This is a genomic window from Paraburkholderia bryophila (genome assembly GCF_013409255.1).
In the GTDB taxonomy this organism is placed as follows: Bacteria; Pseudomonadota; Gammaproteobacteria; order Burkholderiales; family Burkholderiaceae; genus Paraburkholderia.
The window spans coordinates 900,106-922,134 of sequence record NZ_JACCAS010000002.1 but is presented as its reverse complement, the minus strand read 5'-3'; the positions used below and the strand labels follow the sequence as shown (position 1 = coordinate 922,134).

Annotated in this window: 24 protein-coding genes; 14 read left to right on the top strand and 10 right to left on the bottom strand. The window is 63.7% G+C overall.

Annotated features, from left to right (window positions below):
* Nucleotides 1-165 precede the first annotated feature (165 nt).
* Nucleotides 166-684, top strand: a complete 519-nt coding sequence (locus tag GGD40_RS25455) for a DUF6496 domain-containing protein (protein WP_179711996.1) — start codon at nt 166-168, stop codon at nt 682-684.
* 95 nt (nt 685-779) lie between these two features.
* Here GGD40_RS25455 and GGD40_RS25450 read toward each other — a convergent pair whose 3' ends face one another.
* On the bottom strand, nt 780-2,108 hold the full coding sequence (locus tag GGD40_RS25450; protein WP_179745502.1) for an aspartate aminotransferase family protein: 1,329 nt from the start codon (nt 2,106-2,108) through the stop codon (nt 780-782).
* A 223-nt stretch (nt 2,109-2,331) separates the two neighbouring features.
* Here GGD40_RS25450 and GGD40_RS25445 point away from each other — a divergent pair, with 223 nt between their 5' ends.
* On the top strand, nt 2,332-3,747 hold the full coding sequence (locus tag GGD40_RS25445; protein WP_179745501.1) for an aminotransferase-like domain-containing protein: 1,416 nt from the start codon (nt 2,332-2,334) through the stop codon (nt 3,745-3,747).
* A 21-nt stretch (nt 3,748-3,768) separates the two neighbouring features.
* On the opposite strand, the gene GGD40_RS25440 is transcribed toward GGD40_RS25445, so the two are convergent.
* Nucleotides 3,769-4,392, bottom strand: coding sequence for a LysE family translocator (locus GGD40_RS25440; protein ID WP_035559424.1), 624 nt, complete (start codon nt 4,390-4,392; stop codon nt 3,769-3,771).
* A 343-nt stretch (nt 4,393-4,735) separates the two neighbouring features.
* On the opposite strand from GGD40_RS25440, the gene GGD40_RS25435 reads away from it, so the two are divergent.
* The 5 genes from GGD40_RS25435 (at nt 4,736) to GGD40_RS25415 (ending at nt 7,883) form a co-directional block, all read left to right on the top strand.
* A complete protein-coding gene (locus GGD40_RS25435; protein WP_134964141.1) occupies nt 4,736-4,933 on the top strand; it encodes a hypothetical protein in 198 nt (65 codons plus the stop codon).
* Between the two features lie 13 nt (nt 4,934-4,946).
* Nucleotides 4,947-5,267 carry a hypothetical protein gene (locus GGD40_RS25430; RefSeq protein ID WP_179745500.1) on the top strand — a complete coding sequence of 107 codons (321 nt, stop codon included), beginning with the start codon at nt 4,947-4,949 and terminating at the stop codon, nt 5,265-5,267.
* Nucleotides 5,268-5,456: 189 nt separating this feature from the next.
* On the top strand, nt 5,457-6,047 hold the full coding sequence (locus GGD40_RS25425; protein ID WP_179712003.1) for a TetR/AcrR family transcriptional regulator: 591 nt from the start codon (nt 5,457-5,459) through the stop codon (nt 6,045-6,047).
* Nucleotides 6,048-6,158: 111 nt separating this feature from the next.
* On the top strand, nt 6,159-7,139 hold the full coding sequence (locus GGD40_RS25420; protein ID WP_179712005.1) for a zinc-binding dehydrogenase: 981 nt from the start codon (nt 6,159-6,161) through the stop codon (nt 7,137-7,139).
* A gap of 132 nt (nt 7,140-7,271) precedes the next feature.
* The gene (locus GGD40_RS25415) at nt 7,272-7,883 is read left to right on the top strand and encodes a glutathione S-transferase family protein (protein WP_179712007.1); all 612 of its coding nucleotides are present in this window, start codon (nt 7,272-7,274) and stop codon (nt 7,881-7,883) included.
* Nucleotides 7,884-7,899: 16 nt separating this feature from the next.
* Here the strand turns inward: GGD40_RS25415 and GGD40_RS25410 are convergent, their stop codons facing one another.
* The 3 genes from GGD40_RS25410 to GGD40_RS25400 form a co-directional block, all read right to left on the bottom strand.
* Nucleotides 7,900-8,655, bottom strand: a complete 756-nt coding sequence (locus GGD40_RS25410) for an aldolase (RefSeq protein WP_179745499.1) — start codon at nt 8,653-8,655, stop codon at nt 7,900-7,902.
* A gap of 4 nt (nt 8,656-8,659) precedes the next feature.
* A complete protein-coding gene (locus GGD40_RS25405; protein ID WP_373565359.1) occupies nt 8,660-10,018 on the bottom strand; it encodes an MFS transporter in 1,359 nt (452 codons plus the stop codon).
* A gap of 115 nt (nt 10,019-10,133) precedes the next feature.
* A complete protein-coding gene (locus tag GGD40_RS25400; RefSeq protein ID WP_179745497.1) occupies nt 10,134-11,033 on the bottom strand; it encodes a LysR family transcriptional regulator in 900 nt (299 codons plus the stop codon).
* Between the two features lie 110 nt (nt 11,034-11,143).
* Between GGD40_RS25400 and GGD40_RS25395 the strand changes: the two genes are divergently transcribed.
* A complete protein-coding gene (locus tag GGD40_RS25395; RefSeq protein WP_179712016.1) occupies nt 11,144-11,575 on the top strand; it encodes a response regulator in 432 nt (143 codons plus the stop codon).
* 63 nt (nt 11,576-11,638) lie between these two features.
* Here the strand turns inward: GGD40_RS25395 and GGD40_RS25390 are convergent, their stop codons facing one another.
* On the bottom strand, nt 11,639-11,992 hold the full coding sequence (locus tag GGD40_RS25390; protein ID WP_179712018.1) for an ArsR/SmtB family transcription factor: 354 nt from the start codon (nt 11,990-11,992) through the stop codon (nt 11,639-11,641).
* An 89-nt stretch (nt 11,993-12,081) separates the two neighbouring features.
* Between GGD40_RS25390 and GGD40_RS25385 the strand changes: the two genes are divergently transcribed.
* Entirely contained in the window at nt 12,082-13,179 is a 1,098-nt protein-coding gene (locus GGD40_RS25385) for an NADH:flavin oxidoreductase/NADH oxidase (RefSeq protein WP_179712020.1), read from the top strand.
* A gap of 123 nt (nt 13,180-13,302) precedes the next feature.
* Here the strand turns inward: GGD40_RS25385 and GGD40_RS25380 are convergent, their stop codons facing one another.
* On the bottom strand, nt 13,303-14,310 hold the full coding sequence (locus tag GGD40_RS25380) for an NAD(P)/FAD-dependent oxidoreductase (RefSeq protein WP_373565358.1): 1,008 nt from the start codon (nt 14,308-14,310) through the stop codon (nt 13,303-13,305).
* Between the two features lie 233 nt (nt 14,311-14,543).
* Here GGD40_RS25380 and GGD40_RS25375 point away from each other — a divergent pair, with 233 nt between their 5' ends.
* Nucleotides 14,544-15,596, top strand: coding sequence for a MerR family transcriptional regulator (locus GGD40_RS25375; RefSeq protein WP_179745496.1), 1,053 nt, complete (start codon nt 14,544-14,546; stop codon nt 15,594-15,596).
* A 29-nt stretch (nt 15,597-15,625) separates the two neighbouring features.
* A complete protein-coding gene (locus GGD40_RS25370) occupies nt 15,626-16,243 on the top strand; it encodes an RNA polymerase sigma factor (protein ID WP_179745495.1) in 618 nt (205 codons plus the stop codon).
* Between the two features lie 213 nt (nt 16,244-16,456).
* On the opposite strand, the gene GGD40_RS25365 is transcribed toward GGD40_RS25370, so the two are convergent.
* The gene (locus tag GGD40_RS25365; RefSeq protein WP_179745494.1) at nt 16,457-17,146 is read right to left on the bottom strand and encodes an L-2-amino-thiazoline-4-carboxylic acid hydrolase; all 690 of its coding nucleotides are present in this window, start codon (nt 17,144-17,146) and stop codon (nt 16,457-16,459) included.
* A gap of 549 nt (nt 17,147-17,695) precedes the next feature.
* On the opposite strand from GGD40_RS25365, the gene GGD40_RS25360 reads away from it, so the two are divergent.
* Both GGD40_RS25360 and GGD40_RS25355 read left to right on the top strand, forming a co-directional pair.
* Entirely contained in the window at nt 17,696-18,301 is a 606-nt protein-coding gene (locus GGD40_RS25360) for a DUF2878 domain-containing protein (protein ID WP_257030575.1), read from the top strand.
* Between the two features lie 81 nt (nt 18,302-18,382).
* Nucleotides 18,383-19,069, top strand: coding sequence for a dihydrofolate reductase family protein (locus GGD40_RS25355; RefSeq protein ID WP_134964159.1), 687 nt, complete (start codon nt 18,383-18,385; stop codon nt 19,067-19,069).
* 75 nt (nt 19,070-19,144) lie between these two features.
* Here the strand turns inward: GGD40_RS25355 and GGD40_RS25350 are convergent, their stop codons facing one another.
* Nucleotides 19,145-19,912, bottom strand: a complete 768-nt coding sequence (locus tag GGD40_RS25350; protein WP_179712030.1) for a DUF4410 domain-containing protein — start codon at nt 19,910-19,912, stop codon at nt 19,145-19,147.
* A gap of 502 nt (nt 19,913-20,414) precedes the next feature.
* Entirely contained in the window at nt 20,415-20,843 is a 429-nt protein-coding gene (locus GGD40_RS25345) for a hypothetical protein (protein WP_179745493.1), read from the bottom strand.
* A gap of 353 nt (nt 20,844-21,196) precedes the next feature.
* Between GGD40_RS25345 and GGD40_RS25340 the strand changes: the two genes are divergently transcribed.
* Nucleotides 21,197-21,622 (top strand): phasin family protein, encoded by a 426-nt coding sequence (locus GGD40_RS25340; RefSeq protein WP_035559298.1) that lies wholly within the window; start codon nt 21,197-21,199, stop codon nt 21,620-21,622.
* The last annotated feature ends 407 nt before the right edge of the window (nt 21,623-22,029 follow it).

Sequence of the window (22,029 nt, the reverse complement as noted above, 5' to 3'; positions counted from 1 at the left end):
GGTCGGACCACGGCGCCAACCCTTGCTGACACCATACGCCGTCCATTCGGCCGGCGCGAGCCCTGGCGGGCAACTTTCATCGAGATTCACGACGATTCAGGGCTGCCGCGCTTGCGGCACGGCCGTTGCTGCATGACAAAGGTCACCATCAACAGGAGGATCGTCATGCCTGAACAGAAAACCCTCAAGCGAGCCGCGGCCGACAAACGCGCCGGCAAGGCGTCGAGTACCCAGGCCGGGGAATTCGTCAAGGAACAGGTCGACAAGGTGCGTGCCGGCCAGCACGGCGTCAGGTCGGCCAGACAGGCGATCGCGATCGGCCTCTCGGAAGCACGCCGTGCCGGCGTCGCCGTGAAATCGCCCAAGAAGGGCACGGCGAGCGCGGCGACGCGCAAGAAAGCCGCGACGGATAACGCCGCCGGTCAGCGCAAGAGCACTGCGAAGACGAGCACGGAGTCGACGGCGAAACGCTCACGCGCGTCTACCGATGCGTTGAAGCGGGAAGGGAGCGCGGGCGCGTCGCGCGCGGCGCTGTCGAAGCAGACGAGGTCGGCGGCGGCCAAACGTCCGGCGGCCAGCCGTTCTGCCGCGGCAAAGAAGGCAGCGGCGACGAAGGGCGCGGCAGGGCGCTCGGCGGCCGCGAAAAAGGCGGCGCATACGAGGGCTTCACGCACGCATCACTGAGTGGGGTTTGATGCCTGGCCTGCCGTTGCGAGGCAGGCGACAAACAAAGGCGGCGCCGAGGACGGCACCGCCTTTCCTGCTTTACTGCACCGTCTTTACTGCACCGTCGCCAGCACGTCGCCCACCGTCTTGAAGATGTGCGCGATCTGCTCTTCGTCGATGATAAGCGGCGGCGAGAACGCCAGGATGTCGCCGGTAAAGCGCACCAGCACGCCCGCTTCGAAGCATTTGACGAACGCCTCGTAAGCCCGCGCGCCCGGCGCGCCGTCGCGCGATTCCAGCTCCACGCCCGCGATCATGCCGAGGTTGCGCACGTCCTTCACATGCTTCGCGCCGCGCAGCGAGTGACCGGCGGCTTCGAAGGTCGGCGCGAGCTTGCCGGCGCGTTCGAACAAGCCTTCGCGGCGATACAGGTCGAGCGTGGCGACGGCCGCAGCGGCCGCAGCCGGGTGAGCCGAATACGTGTAGCCGTGGAACAGTTCGATCGCGCCTTGCGCGCCGCCGTTGACGATCGTGTCGTGGACCGTGCGGCTGGCCGCCACCGCGCCCATGGGAATCGCGGCGTTGTTGATGGCCTTGGCCATCGTGATCATGTCCGGCGTCACACCGAAATACTCGCTGGCCGTCGCCTTGCCGATCCGGCCGAAAGCGGTAATCACTTCGTCGAAAATCAGCAGGATGCCGTGCTTCGTGCAGATCTCGCGCAGCTTCTGCAGATAGCCTTGCGGCGGAATCAGCACGCCCGTGGAACCGGCCACCGGCTCGACGATCACGGCCGCAATGGTCGACGCGTCATGCAGCGTGACGATCCGTTCGAGTTCGTCGGCGAGATGTGCGCCCCACGCCGGCTGGCCCTTCGTGAACGCGTTGTGTTCGAGGTTATGCGTGTGCGGCAGATGATCCACCGCCGGCAGCAGCGCGCCGGAGAAGGTCTTGCGATTCGGCGCGATACCGCCGACCGAAATGCCGCCGAAGCCCACGCCGTGATAGCCGCGCTCGCGGCCGATCAGGCGGGTGCGCTGGCCTTCGCCGCGCGAACGGTGATAGGCGAGGGCGATCTTCAGCGCGGTGTCGACCGACTCGGAACCCGAGTTCGTGAAGAAGATACGGTCGAGGCCTTCCGGCATCAGTTCGGCGACCTTGGTGGCGGCTTCGAACGCGAGCGGGTGGCCCATCTGGAAGGTCGGCGCGAAATCGAGCGTGGAGAGCTGCTCGGTGATCGCGGCCACGATCTCGTCACGGCCATGGCCGGCGTTCACACACCAGAGACCGGCGCAACCGTCGAGCACTTCGCGGCCGTCTGTGGTGCGGTAATACATGCCCTTGGCCGACTCCAGCAGGCGCGGCGCGGCCTTGAACTGGCGGTTGGCGGTGAAGGGCATCCAGAAGGACGACAGGTCGTCGATGACGGGGCGCGAAGTCATGGGTATCTCCTCGAAGTGGGTCCCCAAGGGTCCTTTGGGGCATGGCGAAACTGTAGCGTCCGCGGTTTAATGGCGGCATAAACAGTTGACGCAGTGTGACGCTAACTGTATTGGTAGGTTTGCGCTAACTGTGTCGCTGGATAGGAGCCTTTAACGCGCTTCTATCACCAGGCATTTCATCCCTCTTTCGCCACCTGCCGTGGCGTGCTTTTGCGTCCTGACCATGATCGAACTTCAACTCGAGCGCGACCGGCGCGCCGCGCCCACGCTCGTCGAGCAGGTGGTGCAAGGCTTCACGCGCGCCATCGAGGGGCAATCGCTGCGCGCGGGCGCGCTGCTGCCGTCGGTGCGGCAATTGGCACAGAGCCATGAGCTGAGCACCTTCACAGTCACTGAAGCATACAACCGTCTGGTGTCGATGGGGCTGGTGGTCGCGCGGCGCGGTTCCGGCTACCGGGTGGCGGCGCGCGCGCAGTCCGCGCGAGTCGCCGCGACCGACTGGCAGCCGCCGAGCCTCACCGCGACCTGGCTGCTGTCCGACGTGTTCGCCGACCATTCGGTGCCGATCAAGGCGGGCGGCGGCTGGCTGCCGAACGAGTGGATCAACGAAACCGGTCTGCAGCACGCATTACGCGCGATGAGCCGGGTGCCGGCGGCGCGGCTTGGCGATTACGGGCATCCGTACGGATTCGCGCCGCTGCGCGAGCGGATCGCCGAGCAACTCGACCGGCGCGGTTTGCCGGTGGATGTCTCCAACGTGCTGCTCACGCAGGGTGCGACCCAGGGGCTGGATCTGATCGTGCGCACGTTGCTGCGCGCGGGCGATGCGGTGATCGTCGAGGATCCGGGGTATTGCAATCTGCTGCAGATCCTCAAGCTCGCGGGGCTGGTGGTGCATGGCGTGCCGCGCACGCCGGCGGGCGTCGATACCGACGTGCTCGAAGCGCTGGTCGCGCAGCACAAGCCGAAGGCGATTTTCGTCAACACGACGCTGCAAAATCCGACCGGCGCGACCTTCGGTATGTCGGCCGCGTTCCGTCTGCTGCAAATCGCCGAGCGTCAGCGCATGTGGGTGATCGAAGACGATGTGAGCCGCGAACTGGCGCCGCCCGGCGCGCCGCTTTTCGCGGCGATGGAAGGCTTGCAGCGCGTGCTGTACGTGGGCGGTTTTTCGAAGACGGTGACGCCGGGGCTGCGCTGCGGCTACGTGGTCGCCGAGCGCGCGGTGTTGCGCGAACTGGCGCGCACGAAGATGGCGGTGGGATTGACGTCGTCGGAGGCGATCGAGCGGATCGTCGACAAGGTGCTGCTCGAAGGGCGCTATGCGCGTCACGTGGAGGCGGTGAACGAGCGGCTTAAGCTCGTGCATGCCACGGTTGAGGAACGGCTCGATTCGCTGGGTTTAGAGCTGTTCCACCGGCCGCGTGCCGGCTTGTTTCTGTGGGCGCGTCTGCCGATTGAACCCGAGCGTGCCGGCGAGGTCGCGACGGCGGCGCTGGCGCATGGCATCTGGCTTGCGCCGGGGTCGTACTTCAGACCCGACGATGCACCGAGCGCATGGTTTCGCTTCAACGCGCCGTACTCGACGGATGACGCGTTGTGGCGATTTATCGAACGGGTCGGACGGGGTGCGCTATAGCCGCGCCTACGCTGTTGTCGCTCAACCCGCGTGGCCAAGCAGCTTCAACGCGATCGGATACAACGACAGCACCAGCAGCAGCGCCATCGCCACATTGAAAATACGCAGGCGTTTCGGGTCCGACAACACCTTGCGCATCGCGGTGCCGAAACCTGCCCACAAGCAGATGCACGGAAAACCGATCACGTAGAAGATCGCGGCCATCGCGACGGCATTCATGCTGTAGCTCTCGCTGAGATGAATGGTCGTGGCGGCGGTCAGCACCATCATCCATGCCTTCGGATTGACCCACTGAAACGCAATGGCCTCATGAAATTTCATGGGCCGGCGTTCGCCTTTCTTGAGCTTCAATTCGCCCGACGTGCCGATCTTCCACGCCAGATACAGCAGATACGCGACGCTCGCCACTTCGAGCACCGTGTACAGCACCGGGAAATGGACGAAGGCTTCACCGAGACCAATGCCGACCGACAGCATCAACAGCACGACGCCCAGGCTGATACCGGACAGATGCGGCAACGTGCGGCGAAAACCGAAGTTGACACCCGAGGCGAGCAGCATCGTGTTGTTCGGACCGGGCGTGATGCTGGTGACGAGCGCGAACAGAATGCCGGCTGGCAGGGCGCTGAGGCTGAGGTAAAACATGGCGTGCTCCGGTGTCTGGCAAGAGAACTGGCAATAGGACGTCGAAGCATTCTAACGACGCTTGCCGGTACAGTACCTATACGGTTTGCGAGATGGTGTCCGGTACGGGTGGCGCCTGCTCAGTCGGCCGTTTGAACTCGCGACACGGCGTTTTTCGCGTCTTTCACGTTTCGCGAAAACCCTGAGTGCGCTCACCGACACAGAAAAACAATCGGTCCCCCTGAAAAAAATCAACGCCACTAACATCCGAACTGCATGACCCAGATTGAGCGCATACGTTTCAGATAAGCGCCGATAAAAATCATCACACACGTTGATTCACCACACGCTACGGGACCTCATCATGAGCAAGCTCACGAAACTGATCAAGACCGCCTACAACGCCACCAGGACGCCGGAGTTTCCCGAGGACCACACCTGGAGCCAGGCGTCGATGGCACAGCAACGTGCCATCGGCGAGGCCGAAGCGGAGAAACTGGAGGCCGGTAAAGAAACCGTCGAACGCGACACGGGCACGTTACCGGGTAACGCAGTCGCTTGATCGGAGGCGGGCCATGTTCAAATTCATTGCCCGCGTTTTTCGCAACCGGACCGCAACGATCATGACCACACGCCGCGCCCAATGGGCGGCGGTCAAGGCCGTTGCTGCTCTGTCCGGCGACTCCTCGCTGCTCGCGTCTATTGCGGACGCGGAACAGCGGGCGCACGACGTCATTGCGAATACGTATGGAGTCGAGGCGCTCTCGCAGTTGAGCGACAAACAGTCCGACGAGTTATCCGGCGTGGCGCTGCGGTTCATCGAGGCGTCGGCGGAATACTCGGTGAGTTTCGAGGTGCATCAGGAACTCGCGCGCATTATCTATAGCCCCGCCTGACTGCCTGGGAGAGCGCCATGAAGCGTTCCATGACGCGGGGCAACCGTGCCGGCAACGCGCTTTTCACGGCGTTCGTCGTGACGGTGGCGGTGCTCTCTCATCCCTTCATCCTCGGACGGGACAGGCTGCGCGGCTAGCCACTTTAAATTTCTAGACGACTGGTCTAATTGCGACCATAATCCGTCACCTATGAGAGCTAGCCATCCACACATCCGCCGGCACATCCTCGATGCCGGCCGGGCGCTGATCGCGCGTAAGGGTTTTGTCGGCGTCGGTCTGAACGAGATTCTGACCACGGCCGACATCCCGAAAGGATCGTTCTATCACTACTTCGGTTCGAAGGAAGCGTTCGGCAGCGAGCTGCTGCAACAGTACGTCGCGGATTACGCCGCGCGGCTCGACGCGCTGTTCGGCCAGCCCGGCGTCAACGGTCGCGACAAGCTGCTCAGTTACTGGTCCGCGTGGCAAGAGGAGCAGCTCGATCAGGACGGCGACGAAAAATGTCTGGTGGTGAAGCTGAGCGCGGAAGTCGGCGACCTGTCCGACGAGATGCGTATCGTGCTGCGCGACGGCGTCGACCGTTTGATGATGCGTCTGGCCCGGGTGATCGAAGAGGGTCAGGCCGACGGCTCGCTGTCTCCGGAGATCCACGCCAAAGAGGCGGCCGAACTTCTCTATCACATGTGGCTCGGCGCGGCGCTCGTCACCAAGTTGCGCAAAGACGGCAGCGCGATGGCGCAAGCCATGGCGGTGACGCAAAGCGTGCTGCGCGCACTGTGATTTTGCGGCGTGTCGTGTAACCGACGCACCGCCGACGTATCCCATACACAAACAAGCACCGGCTCCGTGTCATGCGGAGCTTCAATCGTTGCACGTTCAAGGAGATCGACTTTGCGTAGCGTTATCTATTCCGCTTTCGGCAACCCGGCCGAAGTGCTGCAACTCGCCGAACGTCCCACGCCGAATCCGGGCGCGGGCCAGGTGCGGATCAAATCGACCTTGTCGCCGATCCACAATCACGACCTCTGGACCATTCGCGGTCAGTACGGCTACAAGCCGACCCTGCCGGCCGTGGGCGGCTCCGAAGTCGCCGGCGTGATCGACGCGGTGGGCGAAGGCGTCGCGCATGTGAAGGTGGGTCAGCGCGTGGTGGTGGCCGGCATTCACGAGGCGTGGGCCGATTACGTGCTGGCGCCGGCGGCCGCGGTGATTCCGCTGCCGGATGCGGTCAGCGACGAAGTGGGCTGCCAGTTGATCGCGATGCCGTTGAGCGCCGTGATGTTGCTCGAGTATCTGCATCTGGAAGCGGGCCAGTGGTTTATCCAGAACACGGCGAACGGCGCAGTCGGTAAGACGCTGGCGATGCTCGCTCATTCGCGCGGTATCCATGTCGTGAATCTGGTCCGGCGTGAAGCGGGCGTTGCGGAGTTGGCCGAGATCGGCATCGGCAATGCGGTGTCGACGGACGGCGACGGCTGGAAGAAGCGCGTACGCGAGTTGATCGGCGAGGCGCCGCTGGTCGCGGGCGTCGACTCGGTGGGCGGCGACGCGAGCGGCGACATCTTCGGTCTGCTCGGCGAAAACGGTACGCTGGTGTCGTTCGGTGCGATGTCGAACGAGCCGATGCGGCTCAGTTCCGGCGACGCGATCTTCAAGCAGGCAACGGTGAAAGGCTTCTGGGCCACCAAGATTTCCGAGCTCACCTCGGCTGCGGATAAAGCGCGCATGGTCGGCGAACTGATCGGGCTGGCGGCATCCGGCGAGTTGAAGCTGCCGGTGGACGCGGTATTCGATGTGGAGAACGCGGCGTTGGCAGCCGAGGCGAGCGGCAAGAGCGCACGCAAGGGCAAGGTGTTGTTGCGGTTTGCCTGAGCTTCAGCCTGGACCTAAGCCCGGGCTTGTGCTTTAGCCCTGGCAGTACGGCAGTTGCGAATCCTCGACGCGATTCGCAACTGCGCGCATGCTTCACTCTTCTTCCACTTTTCCACTCGACCCGCCCACACCATGATCGAAGTCCATCACCTCAACGAATCCCGTTCACGACGCATCACCTGGTTGCTGGAAGAACTCGGCCTCGACTACAAGCTCGTTCAATATCAGCGCAATCCCGACACCCGTCTCGCTCCCCCGGAACTGACGGCGATTCATCCGTTGGGAAAAGCTCCGGTGATTCGCGACGGCGACACGGTGATTTTCGAGTCCGGCGCGATCGTCGACTATCTGATTCGCCGCTATGGCAACGGCCGTTTGAGCCCGGCTTACGGCACGCACGAGTACGACCGCTACTCACAGTTTCTGCACTATGCGGAAGGCTCGGCGATGCTGCCGTTGATGCTGAAGGTCTACACCGCGCGCCTGGGCGAGGGCGCCGCGCCGCTGCAACCGCGGATCAGCAGCGAATTGCAGAACCATCTGGGCTTTTTGAATCAGGAACTCGCCGGCCGCGACTATCTGCTCGGTAGCGAATTGTCGGGTGCGGATATCCAGCTTTCTTTCGTCGCGCAGACCGCGCTGCGATTCTGCGGACGCGACGCGTTCCCGAATCTCACGGCGTTCGTCGACCGCTTCGAAGCTCGGCCCGCGTACCAGCGTGCGATGGAAAAGGGCGGGGCGTAACAGGCTTGAGGGTTAGCTATTCCGTTGCAGCGTCAGAACCGCGTCGAGTTCGCCTTCCGGCCTGTTCCAGCCAGTACGCGAACGTCGCGTTCACGATTGAAGGCTGCAGCAGAAAGTCATGCGCCGCCTGAGCGAGATCGGCGCGCACCGGTTTGATCGTGCCGGCCGCCATGGCCAGCAGCGCCAGTTCGGCGGCGTTTTCCATCGACACCGCCATGTACACGCTTTCCTCGACCGATGCGCACGCGCAGATGTAGCCGTGATTGACGAGCAGCGCGGAGCGGCGCGCCCCTAGCGCCGCGGTGATGATGCGGCCTTCTTCGTCGTCGATCGGCACGCCGGGCCAGTCTTCGAGGAAGCCGCAATCGTCGTGGAACATGCAGGCGTCCATATGTGCGACGGGCAGCGGTACGCCGAGCATCGACAGCGCGCTGATGTGGCGCGGATGCGTGTGGACGATCGCGTGCACGTCGGGGCGATGCCGATACACCCACGCGTGAAACCGGACCGCCGGATTCGGCCGGCCGGCGCCTTCCAGCACGTTGAGTTCATCGTCGACGAGCACCAGGGACGCCGTCGTCGCGTCCGCGAAGTTCGTGCCGAGCGCGGGTGTCCAGTAGCCGCGACGTGACGCGTCGCGCCAGGTGATCTGCCCGGCGAGACTCGCCATATGACCTTTCGCCGACAGGATGCGGCACGCGTCGGCGAGTGTGCCGAGCGGGTCGTCGGCATTGACCGCGCCGATGCCCGTGACGGTTGCGCGCTGTTTCATGAGTTCATTCTCCTTGCGAGTTAAGCGACGTCGGTGGCGGCGTTTGCGTTTGCACCGACGGCACGTTCTTCATCAGACGTGTGCACAGCGCGGCCAGCGCCGCGAGCGCGCCGACATAAAGCGCGATCGGCTGCAGACTGTGGAAGCGCGTCACGAGCGCGGTCGCCACGATCGGCGCCAGCCCGCCGCCGATGGCCGCGGCGAACTGAATGCCGATGGAAATGCCCGAAAAGCGCACCGCGACGGGAAACTGCGCGGCAAACAGCGCCGACTGCGGACCGAACAGCAGCGGATAGTTCAGGCCGAGCGCGATCGCCACGGCCACCTGCAACGCGACGAGACTGCCGCTATCGATCCACCGTAGCAGCGGCACGACGCACAACGCCATGACCACCGCGCCGCCGAGGTAAAACCGCCGCACGCCGACACGATCCGCCAGGTAGCCGATCAGCGGCAAGGTCACGATCTGAATCGCCGCGCCGAGCATGACCGCCTGCAACACGGCGTTGCGGCTGAACCCCAGCCGGGTCGATGCATAGGACACCAGAAACACCGTGAGCACGTAGTAAAGGGTGACTTCGGGCAGCTTCGCGCCGATCGCCAGCAGCAACGCTTTCTTGTGGCGCGCCAGCAGTTGCCAGAGCGGCACGTCGGCGGACTTCTGGACGCGTGCGGCTTTTTCGAACGCCGGCGTTTCGCCCACGCTGCGCCGGACGAACGCGCCGAGCAGCACCAGCACGACGCTGGCGAGAAACGGCACACGCCAGCCCCAGCTTTGAAAGGCCGGCTCGGGCAGCCGGGTCAACAAACTGAAGGCGAGTGTCGACAGCAGCAGGCCGATGGGTGGTCCGATTTGCGGCAGGCTGCCGAACAGCCCCGCGCGGCTCGCGGGCGCATGTTCGACCGCCATCAGCACGGCGCCGCCCATTTCGCCGCCGAGCGCCACGCCTTGCAGGATCCGCAACGCGACCAGCAGAACGGCGGACCACGCGCCGATCTGCGCATAGTTCGGGATCAGGCCGATCGCGATGGTGGAAAAGCCCATCAGGAATAGCGACAGCGTCAGCATCGACTTGCGGCCGAGCCGGTCGCCGAAGTGGCCGAACAGCACGGCGCCGAGCGGCCGCGCGAAAAGTCCCGTGGCGAACGCGCCGAACGACGCCAGCGTCGCGCTGGTGGGGTCGAGATTGGGAAAGAACTGCCGGTTGAACACCAGCGCCGCCGCGGTGCCGTACGCGATGAAGTCGAAGCCTTCGATAATCGAACCGGCGGTGGCCGACAGGACGGCCTTGTAACGGGGCGGCAGCGCGCGGCGCGGCGTCGCGGCGGCGAGGCCGTCGAGCGCGGAAAGAGGATCGTTCACGTTGGGTTCCATGCAAGAGGGGGACTGACTCCGGTGATCGGCGCGAGGCTGCCGGACTGAAGCCAGTATTGGTCCCTTGCAGGACGTGAGCTATGCGCCCAGAAATAACTCTGGATTAACCGGGAGTTATCGCGCTTTGGGTGCCGGCGCGCAAAGCGATCTCGAGCGCGCTGTCGAAGCTGCGCGATGCGCCGCGTGCGCGACGCGACAGCGCGACGATCCGGCGTGGCGGAACAGCGTTCAACGGCAAGCGGCGCAGGCCGCGATCTTCGACCATATCGCGCGGCAGGCTGTCGGGCAGCACGGTCACGCCGTCGCCGATCGACACGAGGCGCAGACACAATTCGAGCGAATCGCATTCGATATACGGCTGCACGCTATACCCCAGCGCCCGCTCGACCATGCGGCGCAGCGCGAACGGCCGCGGCGGCAGGATCAGCGGCAAGCCGCCGGGATTAGCCAGCGCGTCGGCGTCGGCCGTGTGGTCACCGCGGATATAAAGCGCCAGCCGCTCTTCGAATAGCGGTTCGGCGACCAGTTCGGGACCGTCCACGGCGGTCTCGTAGACAAAGCCGAGATCCGATTTGCCGCGCTCCACGCTTTCGACCACGTTGGCCGAGCTGTCGCAGTGAATCGTCAGCAGCAGGTCAGGGTAGAGCGCGAGCAATTGACGGCTCAACTCGGGGATGAACCAGGCCACCAGCGTTTGCACGGTCGCAATGCGCAACGTGCCGCGCTGTTCTCCCGGATGACCGGCGTGCGCGAAGGTGGCGTCGAGCGAGTTGAACAGCGGCTCGAGTTTCAGAAACAGCGCCTCGCCGGCCGGCGTCAACTGCATGCCGCGGCCGTGGCGCAGAAAGAGCGTCTCGTTCAGCGCGGCTTCGAGCGCGCGAATCTGTTTGCTCAGCGCGGGCTGCGTGAGGCCGAGAATCTCGGCGGCTTCGCGCAACGAATTCGCCTTCGCGACGGCGACGAACAGGCGCAGTTGATGGTCCCGGGTGGCGAGCGTATTCATGAGAGCGAGAGCATGGCAGCGGCGGCCGGTTTGAAAAGGGGCAGGAAAGACGATAGCGGTATGGTACGCAGCTTGCTGGCAGCAGATGTCTTTTTCGCAAGCGGTTAGCTATGTCCCGAACCCCATCGACCTGTCAAAGGTGGAGCGCCCGCGAGATCCGGGTCTTACACGAAATGCCGCGCGTACTGGTCGTCGACGACAACGCCGGCGCGGCCGAAGCGCTCGCCACCTATCTCTCCTACGAAGGCGTGGAAGCCCGCGCCGCCAACGGTTGCGCGGAAGCGCTGCGCTGTGTGAAGGACTGGGTGCCGGACGTCGTGGTGCTCGACATCATGATGCCGGAGCGCGACGGCTACGAGACCGCGAGCGCGCTGCGCAGCTATCTGCCGACCCATAGTCTGGGCATTGTCGCGTTCACGTCGCTCGATGAGGATCACGTGAAGGAAACCGGTAAGGCGCGCCACAATTTCGACGGTTATTGTCAAAAAGGCACGGCGCCGACCGCGTTGCTCGCGCTGATGCGCAAGCTCTGGCGCGAGTAGGTCCGCCGCACTGTTTCGCCGCGCTATTTCGCCTGAAAAGCCCGCCGATTTCCGGTCTGGCGGTCAGGCCGGCTCGCTGAGTTCACCGAGCGCGGCCTCGTTTTCCGCCATTTCCGCGACAAGCTGTCGCAGCACCGCGTCCATCAAACCGGGGAAACGCGCGTCCAGTTCCGCGCGCCGCAGCGAATTCTGATGCACGGTGCCCGCCACGCGCGTGCGCACGAGCCCCGACTCACGCAGGATCCGGAAATGATGGGACACGGTCGACTTCGGCCGGCCGCCGTCGAGATCCCCGCAGGTGGCCTCGTCGACCGACGCCAGCCGCCGCACGATCTCGAGCCGCACCGGATCGCTCAACGCATGGAATAGCCGCCCGAGCGTGAAGTCCTCGGCGGCAGGATGGTTATAAGTACGCATCCTGCAGATCATAAACGTTTCTGAGATACTTCGTTATTCGATGTTTATCGAACTACCGTACAAGCCTATCCCAGAAGGAGTTGAACCGAATGTCCGCATTGTTCCAGCCGTACAAGCTCAAGGACGTGTCCCTGCGCAACCGTATTGCCATTCCGCCGATGTGCCAGTACACCGCCGAAGACGGTCTGATCAACGACTGGCACCGCGTGCACCTTGCCGGTCTGGCGCGCGGCGGCGCGGGGCTGGTGATCGTCGAGGCGACGGCGGTGTCGCCGGAAGGCCGCATCACGCCGGGCTGCGCCGGCATCTGGAACGACGAGCAGGCGCAGGCGTTCGCGCCGGTGGTCGCGTCGATCAAGGCGTCCGGCGCGGTGCCGGGCATTCAGATCGCGCACGCCGGCCGCAAAGCCAGCGCCAACCGTCCGTGGGAAGGCGACGACCACATTGCCGAAAACGATCCGCGCGGCTGGCAGACCCTTGCGCCGTCGGCGATCGCGTTCGGCGGCGGTTTGCCGAAGGTGCCGAAAGCCATGACGCTCGACGATATCGCGCGGGTTCGCGAAGACTTCGTCGCCGCAGCGAAACGCGCGCTCGACGCGGGCTTCGAATGGCTCGAACTGCATTTCGCGCACGGCTATCTCGGCCAGAGCTTCTTCTCGACGCACTCCAACCAGCGCGACGACGCGTACGGCGGCAGCCTCGACAACCGCAGCCGCTTCATGCTCGAAACGCTCGCGGCGGTGCGCAAGGTGTGGCCGGAACATCTGCCGTTGACGGCGCGTTTCGGCGTGATCGAGTACGACGGACGCGACGAGGAAACGCTCGCGGAATCGATCGAACTGGCTAAAAACTTCAAGCGCGAAGGGCTGGACATGCTGAGCGTGAGCGTCGGTTTTTCGACGCCGACGGCTGCGATTCCGTGGGCGCCGGCTTTCCTCGCGCCGATCGCCGAACGGGTGCGGCGTGAAGCGGATATCCCTGTGTCGTCGGCATGGGGAATCGATACGCCGGAACTGGCGAACCGGTCGGTGGAGAACGGGCAGCTCGATTTGGTGATGATCGGCCGCGCGCATCTGGCCGATCCGCATTGGCCGTATCACGCGGCGAAGAAGCTGGGGATCGAGCGTCCGTCGTGGACGTTGCCGGCGCCGTACGCGCATTGGCTCGAGCGTTACAAGGTGGCGTAAGCGGGCCGTTGGCTCGTATTTAGCGAATGCATGGACTGTAAGCGTGCGCCGCTTGTTCGGGATGGATACATCCGGGCAAGCGGCGCATTTTTTTATTAAGTCCACGCGCCTCGCTCCCCCACGCTAAACCGACTGCAGCGCCCTCAGCATCTCATGCCCGAGCGCCCGCCCGCTCAACCACGCGCCTTCGACGCGTCCGCCGTTGAGCCAGTCGCCGCATAACCCCAGGCCATCCACCTCGCGCCACACATAGCCCGGCGTGGGATCGCCGTCGGGCGCCACGTCCGCGTGAGACCAGCGGTGCGCGGTCCATGCGACGGGTGTGCGTCCGCCGCATTGTTCGAACGCCGCCAGCATGGCCGCCGCGACCTGCTCCGGCGGCGTGTCGAGGTGCGCTTCGCTCCACTCCGCTTGCGCATGCAGCAGCCACGTTTCCGGACCGCCGCGGCCGGGCTTGCTGCTGTCGCGCGCCATCCAGCGCAACGGGCCGTGATTGACGAACGCGGCGTCGAAGGCCAGCGGCAGCGGCGCGTCGAAACGCAGCATCAGCGCCCAGCACGCGTGCATCACCGTACTGTTGGCCAACACGGCGAGTTCGGGCGCCGGCGCATGCAGCAGCGGCGCGACTTGCGGCGCCGGCATCGCCAGCACGACGGCGTCGAAACGGTCGTCGATCGCGCCGTGCTCGGCCGACCACAAGCGCCAGCCGCGCGGCTCGCACAACACTTTCTCGATGGTGCAATCGGTGGTGAGCGGCAGCGTTTCCGCCAGCAGTCGAGCCGGCGCGCTCATGCGCGGCGTGCCGACGAAGCGCTCGATCTGCGTGGTATGCGCGGTCGAGTTCGGCGCATCCAGCACGGCGAGGCGCGCGGGCCACGCTGCCGCCGCGCCGGCCTTTTGCCAGCGCGCGACTTCGGCGCGAAACGCGCGGTCGCGGGCGGTGAAGTACTGCGCGCCGTGGTCGCACTGCCAGTCGCCGTCGCGCCGCGCGCTCATGCGCCCGGCCGGACCGCGGCTGCGGTCGAACAGACGCAGCCGGCAGCCGGCGGCGCGCAGCGTCGTGGCGCATGACAAGCCGGCGATGCCGGCGCCGACAACCGCGATATGGGGGCGGGAATCAGAAATGTTCACGATGCGGCCTGCGTGGTTGAGTGGACGGTCCGGCGTCGGCGGACGGCGACGGGGCGAGCCCGGGCCCAGGAGCGGTGGGCGCGGCGCGGCGATTCGAGGCGGAGCATGGGATCGACGAAAAAAGCATAGCGCATCAAAAAAGGCGTTTCAAATGGAGGATTGAGTCAATAAGCCGTGTCGATGTAGCGCAAATTGGCCTATGCTTGAAACGAAGATGACACGTAAGGAGTTTCATGGTGACTACGTCTGACGAGCAATCTCCGATTCAACAGGGCTACAAGAGCGGTGAAGCGGCGCGTCTGGCCAAAATGCCGGTCACGACGCTGCGGATCTGGGAGCGCCGCTACGGCGTGATCGGTCCGGCCAAGACCGCGTCCGGACAGCGGCTCTACACCGAAGACGACGTTCGGCGCCTCACTTTGATCAAGATGCTGGTGAGTCGTGGCCACGCGATTGGGGCGATTGCGCGGCTCGATCGCGAGCAGTTGCAGTTTCTGGCCTCTCGTAACGCACGCGAAGGCGACGGCCCGCCGGACTTTGGCGTCGCCGACACCGTCGATATCAAGCTTGGGCTGGTGGGGGGCAATCTCGCGCAGCGCCTGCAAGGTTCTGGCGTGGATGTGCGGCGTTATGGCGTGAACGCACTGAGCACGTTTGCCGACCTGGCCGAGGCCTCTGACCAGAGCGCTGGGAAAAGCGAGTCGATCGACGCATTGCTCGTCAACGTTGACTCGCTTCAGGAAGACGTCGCGGCGCAGATCATCGCGCTGGGCGACGCGCACCAGGCGAAAGCGATGGCGGTGGTCTACGGTTTCGGCACCGGGCCGGCGGCCGAGTTATTGCGCGTGGCCGGCGTGCGCCTGTATCGCGAGGCCGACGGTAGAACGGAATTTCGCCAGATGCTGGGCGACCTCTGCGAGCGCGTGCGGATTCAGGAGCGCACCGGCGACGACGCCGTCTGGTCGCGCGTGCGGCGTCGCTACGACGATCGCGAGCTAGAGACGATCGCGGCGCGCTCGTCGACGATTGCCTGTGAATGCCCGCGTCATCTGGCGGAACTGGTCGTGAAGCTGGCGGCGTTCGAACGCTACAGCGACACCTGCTCGTCCCGCTCGGCGCAGGACGCCGCGTTGCACCGTTATCTCGGCGATGTTAGCAACCGGGCGTGCGCGATGATCGAGGCCGCGCTTGAGCGGGTGGCGCGGGAAGAGGGCTGGTTTGCCGCGCCGGCGTTGCAGTCGCCGTCGCAGCCGCAACCGCCGTTGCCGCAAGCCGCCGCAGAGTAACCGGCCCGCACCGTTCCGAAGGAGGGGGAATGCCACAGCATGCTTCGACTGACGTGAGCGTTTGCGCGCCCGCACTGGACGACCGGAGCGTGTATCTCGCGGCGCTCCTTAAACGCATCGCCAAGCGCGACGCGCTAGCGTTCGAGGCACTGTACCGGCTGTCGGCGTCGTCGCTGTTCGGGCTGGCGGTACGCGTGACGCGTACCAGCGAATCCGCGGAAGAAGTGGTGCAGGACGGCTTCATCAAGATCTGGCGCTTCGCCGGTTCGTACGATCCTGATAAGGCGTCGCCGTCTACGTGGATGTCGACCATCGTGAAGAACCAGGCGCTCGATTATCTGCGGCGCAATCCGTATGCGGGCGTGTACGTCGAGGAACTCGACGAACGCAATGCAAGCGGTGAAGGAGATTTATCGCAGCAGGTTGCGCTGGATGCTGAGCGGCTGTCGGTCTATCTCGGTCGCTTGACGCCCGGGCAGCGGCAGGCGATCGCGCTCGCTTATTTTCGTGGGCAGTCGCAATCGGAAATCGCTCATACGCTGGACGCGCCGATCGGCACCGTCAAAAGCTGGATCAGCCGTGGGCTCGAGTCGCTGCGGGGTATGGCCGATCCGCGTCATGCGCGGGCTCGGGGTGGGTTCTATTGATGTGTTGGCGGAGGGAGGGATGGCGATAAAGCAACTTTGAAGGTCCCAGATCGACCCGTTTCGGTCGGTCACGCCTCCCGAAAGCGGCCACTCACGAATTCATTTCGATTATGAGCATCCGCGCTTGCTGGGCCTCCAGACTTATGGCTTTGATCGGCGCATACCTCTCGGAATTGTAGAAGGCAACCTGTTGCGACCATCCAGCCGTGAGTCCTATTCAGGCTTCAGTCTTGAGAACCGGAAATTGCAATGGTTCGCACCACCTGCCAATGTTTGCGTCCTTTCTAGGTGGATGCCCCGCGTCGCATAGTCGTCGAAATCGAGCCCACAGATGCTGGGCAGGATTTCCTTGTCACCATGGTGAGCGGCGAACTTGCAGAAGCCGCAGGCGGTGTAGTTGATACCGAATTCGAAGTTGTCGCCTGGGCTCGGCTCGACAAACTCGTATGCAAAATCGTCCGGGAACGCTTTCCGGTGGTCTTCTGTCATGCTCATGACGGCCTGCTTGCCCAGCAGCGCTCGGTTCTCCGGCGACAAAAATTGGCGACCTGCAGCGAGGCGCTCCGCCTCGGGCACTGCGAGCCCTTGCGACTTCAAGGTTTCTCGCGCAATGTCGCCAATCATCGCCAGCGGCACCCCATGCCGTCGGAGCACCCGGCCGATGGCCAGGAAGCCAATGAGGCGCATGAAGAAGTTGCTCATGCGATTTTCCGAGCCGCCGACATAGGGCAACTGAGTGAGCACTAAATCGAATTCAGCCATCACCTCATGCTTGATACCCTCGATGTCGGAAAGGTGTGCGCGCTCGCGCAAGATCGTCTCGGCCAAATCGAGGCGATGGCGCATGCTGGACTCCATCGCGCTGCGATTCGACTCGTAAAAGCGATGAACACTTTCGGTCATGGGGCACATCTCCAAACACCCTGCCGGAAAAGCTAGCAGGATAGGTTGATTACCCGGCTCAATTTTCAGCCGGTGCGATCCCTACAGTGGCTCAATTTTCGATCGGCGTAAACAGCTCACGGAAATCATAACGAGGAAGAAAATCGTCGATCGGAGGCATTTATATTTTTCCACACGTTTTGACCTGAAATCCAATCCACGAAGAAAATTGCCATTCACACGTCGATTGTCAGCGATCCAGGCGTCCGTGTCGACCGACCGTTCCTGGCCGATTGTCGCCGGATGCGCGCAGCTAGCGTGGACCGTGTTGCGCTCGGCTGATGCATTCGAAGGGGAGACTTGCCGCGCTGCGGATTTACTACAGTAACGATAGAAACCCTCGTCTGACAGCCCTTGCACCTGTCATTCCACTCCCTGAATCGATGGCCCAACGCCGCGCATCCAGCGCGGCGTTTCGCGCGTAATCACAAGAGAGTCGCACAACGGCTCCCACGCGTGCCTTCTCGCAACGCCGCACGGCGGGACCATCACCCTCGACGGACCCATCGCATGCAATCGATGAAACATTCCCTCACCGGCCTCTTCGCGCGCCGCAGCAGCGGCACAACGGCCGGGCTTTACTTCGTGGTCTGCCAAGCCGGCTGGTTCGTCTGCGTGCTGAGCGCCGCGCGTGGCGCTGGCTGGCTCGGCATGCTGTTCGCGGGCTGCGCCGTCGTCTGGCATCTGACGCGCGTACCCGAGCCCCGGCGCGAAGCCCGCTTGCTCGCGGCAACAGTGTGCGTCGGCATGATCTGGGAGAGCGTGCTGGTCTACGCGGGCTTGCTGGTCTATCCGAGTGGCACGGTGATCGATGGTTGCGCGCCGTACTGGATGAGCGCGCTGTGGGCGCTGTTCGCGATCCAGTTCAATGTGGTGTTCGCGTGGTTGCGCGCGCGGCCGGTGTTGGCCGCTGTGCTGGGCGCGCTCGCCGGGCCGCTGTCGTTTCGCGCGGGCGCCGCGTTGGGCGCGGTGCATTTCAATCGGCCGCTCGCAGCATGGATCGCACTCGCGCTCGGCTGGGCCGTCTTGCTGCCCGCGCTGCTGCAGCTTGCGCAACGCTGGGACGGCGTGCACCGCGAAGCGCAAGCGAAAACGCATCCGCTGCACTCTAGCTAACGCGGCAAAAAACACGCCATCGCGGAACGCCCCTTGCTAAAGGTCTATCGATTGACTCGACCTTACACGGAGGCTTTGCGCATGAAACCTTATATCGTCGCTCACATGATGTCCTCGCTCGACGGCCGCAGTCTCACGGACGGCTGGCATCTCGACTTCGCGTCGGATCTCTATGAAGACACCGCGGCCACCTTCGAAGCCGACGGCTGGATCTGCGGCCGCGTGACCATGCAGGAGATTTCGCACGGCGACGATTATCCAAAGGGTCTTGCGAAAGGCACCGTACCGCGCACGGACCATATCGTCGAGCGCAATGCCGCTCAGTACGCGATCTCCATCGACCCGCAAGGACGTGTGGCGTGGAAGAGCAACACGGCATTGAAATCGCACGTGGTCGAAGTGCTGACCAGCCAGGTGAGCGACGACTATCTCGCGTACCTGCAATCGATCGGTGTGTCGTACGTATTCGGTGGCGAGCATGAGCTCGATCTCGGCAAAGTGGTGCAGACGCTCGCGCACGAACTCGGTGTGAAGAAGCTGATCGTGGAGGGCGGTTCGCATGTGAGCGGTGCGTTCGTGAACGCAGGGCTCGTGGACGAAGTCAGCGTGCTGATCCTGCCGTTGGTGGATGGCCGCAGCGAGCATCCGTCGTCATTCGAAGTGGCGATGGACAAGTGGCAAGCGCCCGCGTATCTGACGCTGACGTCGGTCGAAAAAACGCAGCATGACGCGGTATGGTTGCGCTACACGAAGTCGGTGAAGGTATAAAAAACGCGGCGCAGTGAGCGCTGTTTGCGCTCTGCGCCGCGCCGCGCCGCGCTTCGCCACGCGCTTCCAGACCGCTTAGCCCTTCGCCTGTTGCGTCGACAACCAGCCGCCGCTCACACCGATCTGCGCGATCTGTTTCGCGACCGCGTCGCCGAGGCGTTTCGCATCCGCCGACACACCGGTCTTCTTCGTTTCCGACACCGCGTGCAAGCCGCCGCCCACCGCCGCCGATGTCGCGATGCTGCCGGCCGCCGCGCCCACGCCGCCGGTTGCCACCATGCCAGGCGCCTTGCCGCTGTCGCCCGAGGCGCTGAAGCTTTGCACGAGGCGGGCTTCGCCGCCCGCCGGCTTGTACAGAATCTGCACCGAACTGCTCACCTGGCTCTTGCCCGCGCCGAGGCCGATCAGAATGCGGCGACGGCGATTGCCCGAGTCGATCGTATCGAAACTGCCTTGCACGAGCAGCACGTTCTGATCGGCGGGCGCGGGAATGTCCGAGCGAATCGCACGCAAGCCCATCGATTGCAGTTGATGCACGATTTCATCGGCCACCTGTTCACGGACGGCGAGCGCATCGGCCGCCTGTTTTTCCGCCGCCGACGAACCGTCCATCTGCGTCTTCAGCTTCTGCAGCATGCCGCCGTCGAGTTTCACCTGATCGGAATCGGTGTCGAACGTGTAGACATAAATGTTGTCCGGCCGCACGTGCGGTTGCGCGGTGGCCGCGCTTGCGTTGTCGATGTGGCCGCCGGCGCAACCGCTCAGCAGCGCGCTGCCGCAGACCATCGCGATGCAGGCCAGACGGGTGGTCTGGTTCTTGAGGAAATTCAGTGAAAGCAACATGGTTGTCCTGTCGTCGGCACGCGGGTGCCGCTATGTTCGGGCGTCTCGTTCGGCGATCGGGCAACCGTAGGATCGTTGATCACCGGCGAGACGCACTCGCACGTTAAGCACCTTGATCTCATGCGTCGTTTCTTACGCACCGGCAGCGAAACGAAGTATGGGCGAGGTGCTGTTGCAACTCCATTCGACAATTATTTCGCGCCATGTCATGGCGCGAAACGTAGGGAGTTCCGCGTGATTCAGACGTCAGTTCAACGCGAGTCTGACGATGCAGCAAAGAACGAAGACGAGTAGGGCGGCGGCAACGGCCATGTTGAGCGGGTAGCGCATTCTTCACCAGGCTCTAGCGTTTCGGAGCCTCCATCCTAATCACCTGACGGAAGATGAAAAGTGGGCAGTGACGCGGCAATGTGGGGCAGCTAACGCATCCCGTCGAACAGCTTCGCGTTGTGCGTTGGCGGTAACGCTTCCAGTGCGAGGTCACGGGAAAGTCGTTGCATGGTCATCTTTCCGGACCGGCCGGCGCCTTGCTCGCGGCGGCAAGATCTTCCGACAGACTGGTGCGCAAGGTAGCAATGGCCTGATCGGCGTTCGCCGGCTTCAACTGCTCGCGCGCCAGCGAGTCGTACACGTAGTGACGCAGCATCGGGTCCTGCGTCTTGCTCAGCACGTCGTGATACACCGAGACGATCTCGCCTTCGTGACCGTTCATCGCATAGAGACGGCGCAACTGTTCCAGATCGTTGATCACCGCGAAGCCCGCGCCGCGCGGTCCCATCGGACCATGCGGCGGCGGTCCGTCGCCGCGTTGCGGGCCGCCGCCATGGTCGGGCTCGTGCATCGATGCGGGCGGCGCTTCCTGCGTGAATGCGGCCGTCGCGGCCAGGCTCAGAATCGCGGCCAGCGCCGCGCCGATAAGACTTTTTTTCATGATGTCGCTCCCATTGAATGAGGGTCGGCGCAACCGTGCGCCGACCCATGAGCAACGATAGTCGACACGCCGTTTCGTAGGGTTACTGAAGCCGCGCTGTAACTTACCGAACCTTGCCGTCGCAACGAGATAAACCGTCGGCGCCCTGAAGCAGCCGGCACGCAATCCAGGGCTCGGCCCGCTGGCGCAATATGGCCGGATGGCGCATGATTGACCCGATGTGCCGTCCGACCCCAGAAGCCGCAAGGCTTTGCGGGACGCGCGGCGCACGCCACGCCGCTGGTGCATGCGTCATGGCACATAACACGGCGACGCACCGCCGGCGCGTACTCAACCGTTAAGGAGGATTTCGCATGGACCGACCTGACGCCGCCAATCCGTTTGGCGATTTCACCAAAATGCTGGAGCAGTTCAAGCTTCCCGGCTTCGACGTACCCGCCATCATGGAAGCGCGGCGCAAGGACATGGAAGCGCTCGTTCAGGCAAATCAGACGGCCTTCCAGGGCATGCAGTCGCTCGCGCAGAAACAGGCGGATATGTTGCGCACCACGTTGAGCGAAATGCAGTCGCTGACGGGACAGTTGTCGAGCGGCGGCGCCGCGCCTTCGTCGAAGGCCGCCGAGCTAATCCAGCAAAGCCTGCATAAGTCGCTCGCCGACATGCAGCAACTCGCGCAAGCCGCGTATCAGACGCAAGCCGAGTCGTATGCGGTAATCGCCAAACGCGTCGAAGAAAACGTGCAGGAGCTGAAATCGCTCCTTCAGCAGCAGAAGAAATAACCGGCGCCGGGATTTCGAATCCCGGCCGATGCCGCAAATGACCTCTGTGTCATTTGCGGTTTTTTTTTGCCTCGGCAACCTCCATTCGTGTGGGCTCGATCTCGTCACACGAAGGCGTTCGGGGCGACGCTTATCGTCAGAGGAAAACGGCTTTTCGAGGCGGTTTATTCAGCACGCGCTTACATCGCGCAGGCGATGCAACACGCATGGATGTTTTTTTACTACGTCCCCGTTATTTCATGCGCGTGTTCGCTTTAAACGCGCTATGACGCGAAAACTTACGCGTAAGCACCGTCCGTTGGGGACCCCTTTCCCTACGATCAAACAGGCCTAAACGGCCGTGCGCCGTGCACCGGTTTAAATCGCTGCGCAAACGATTGCAACGTCATGCCGTGCTCGCTAAAGTT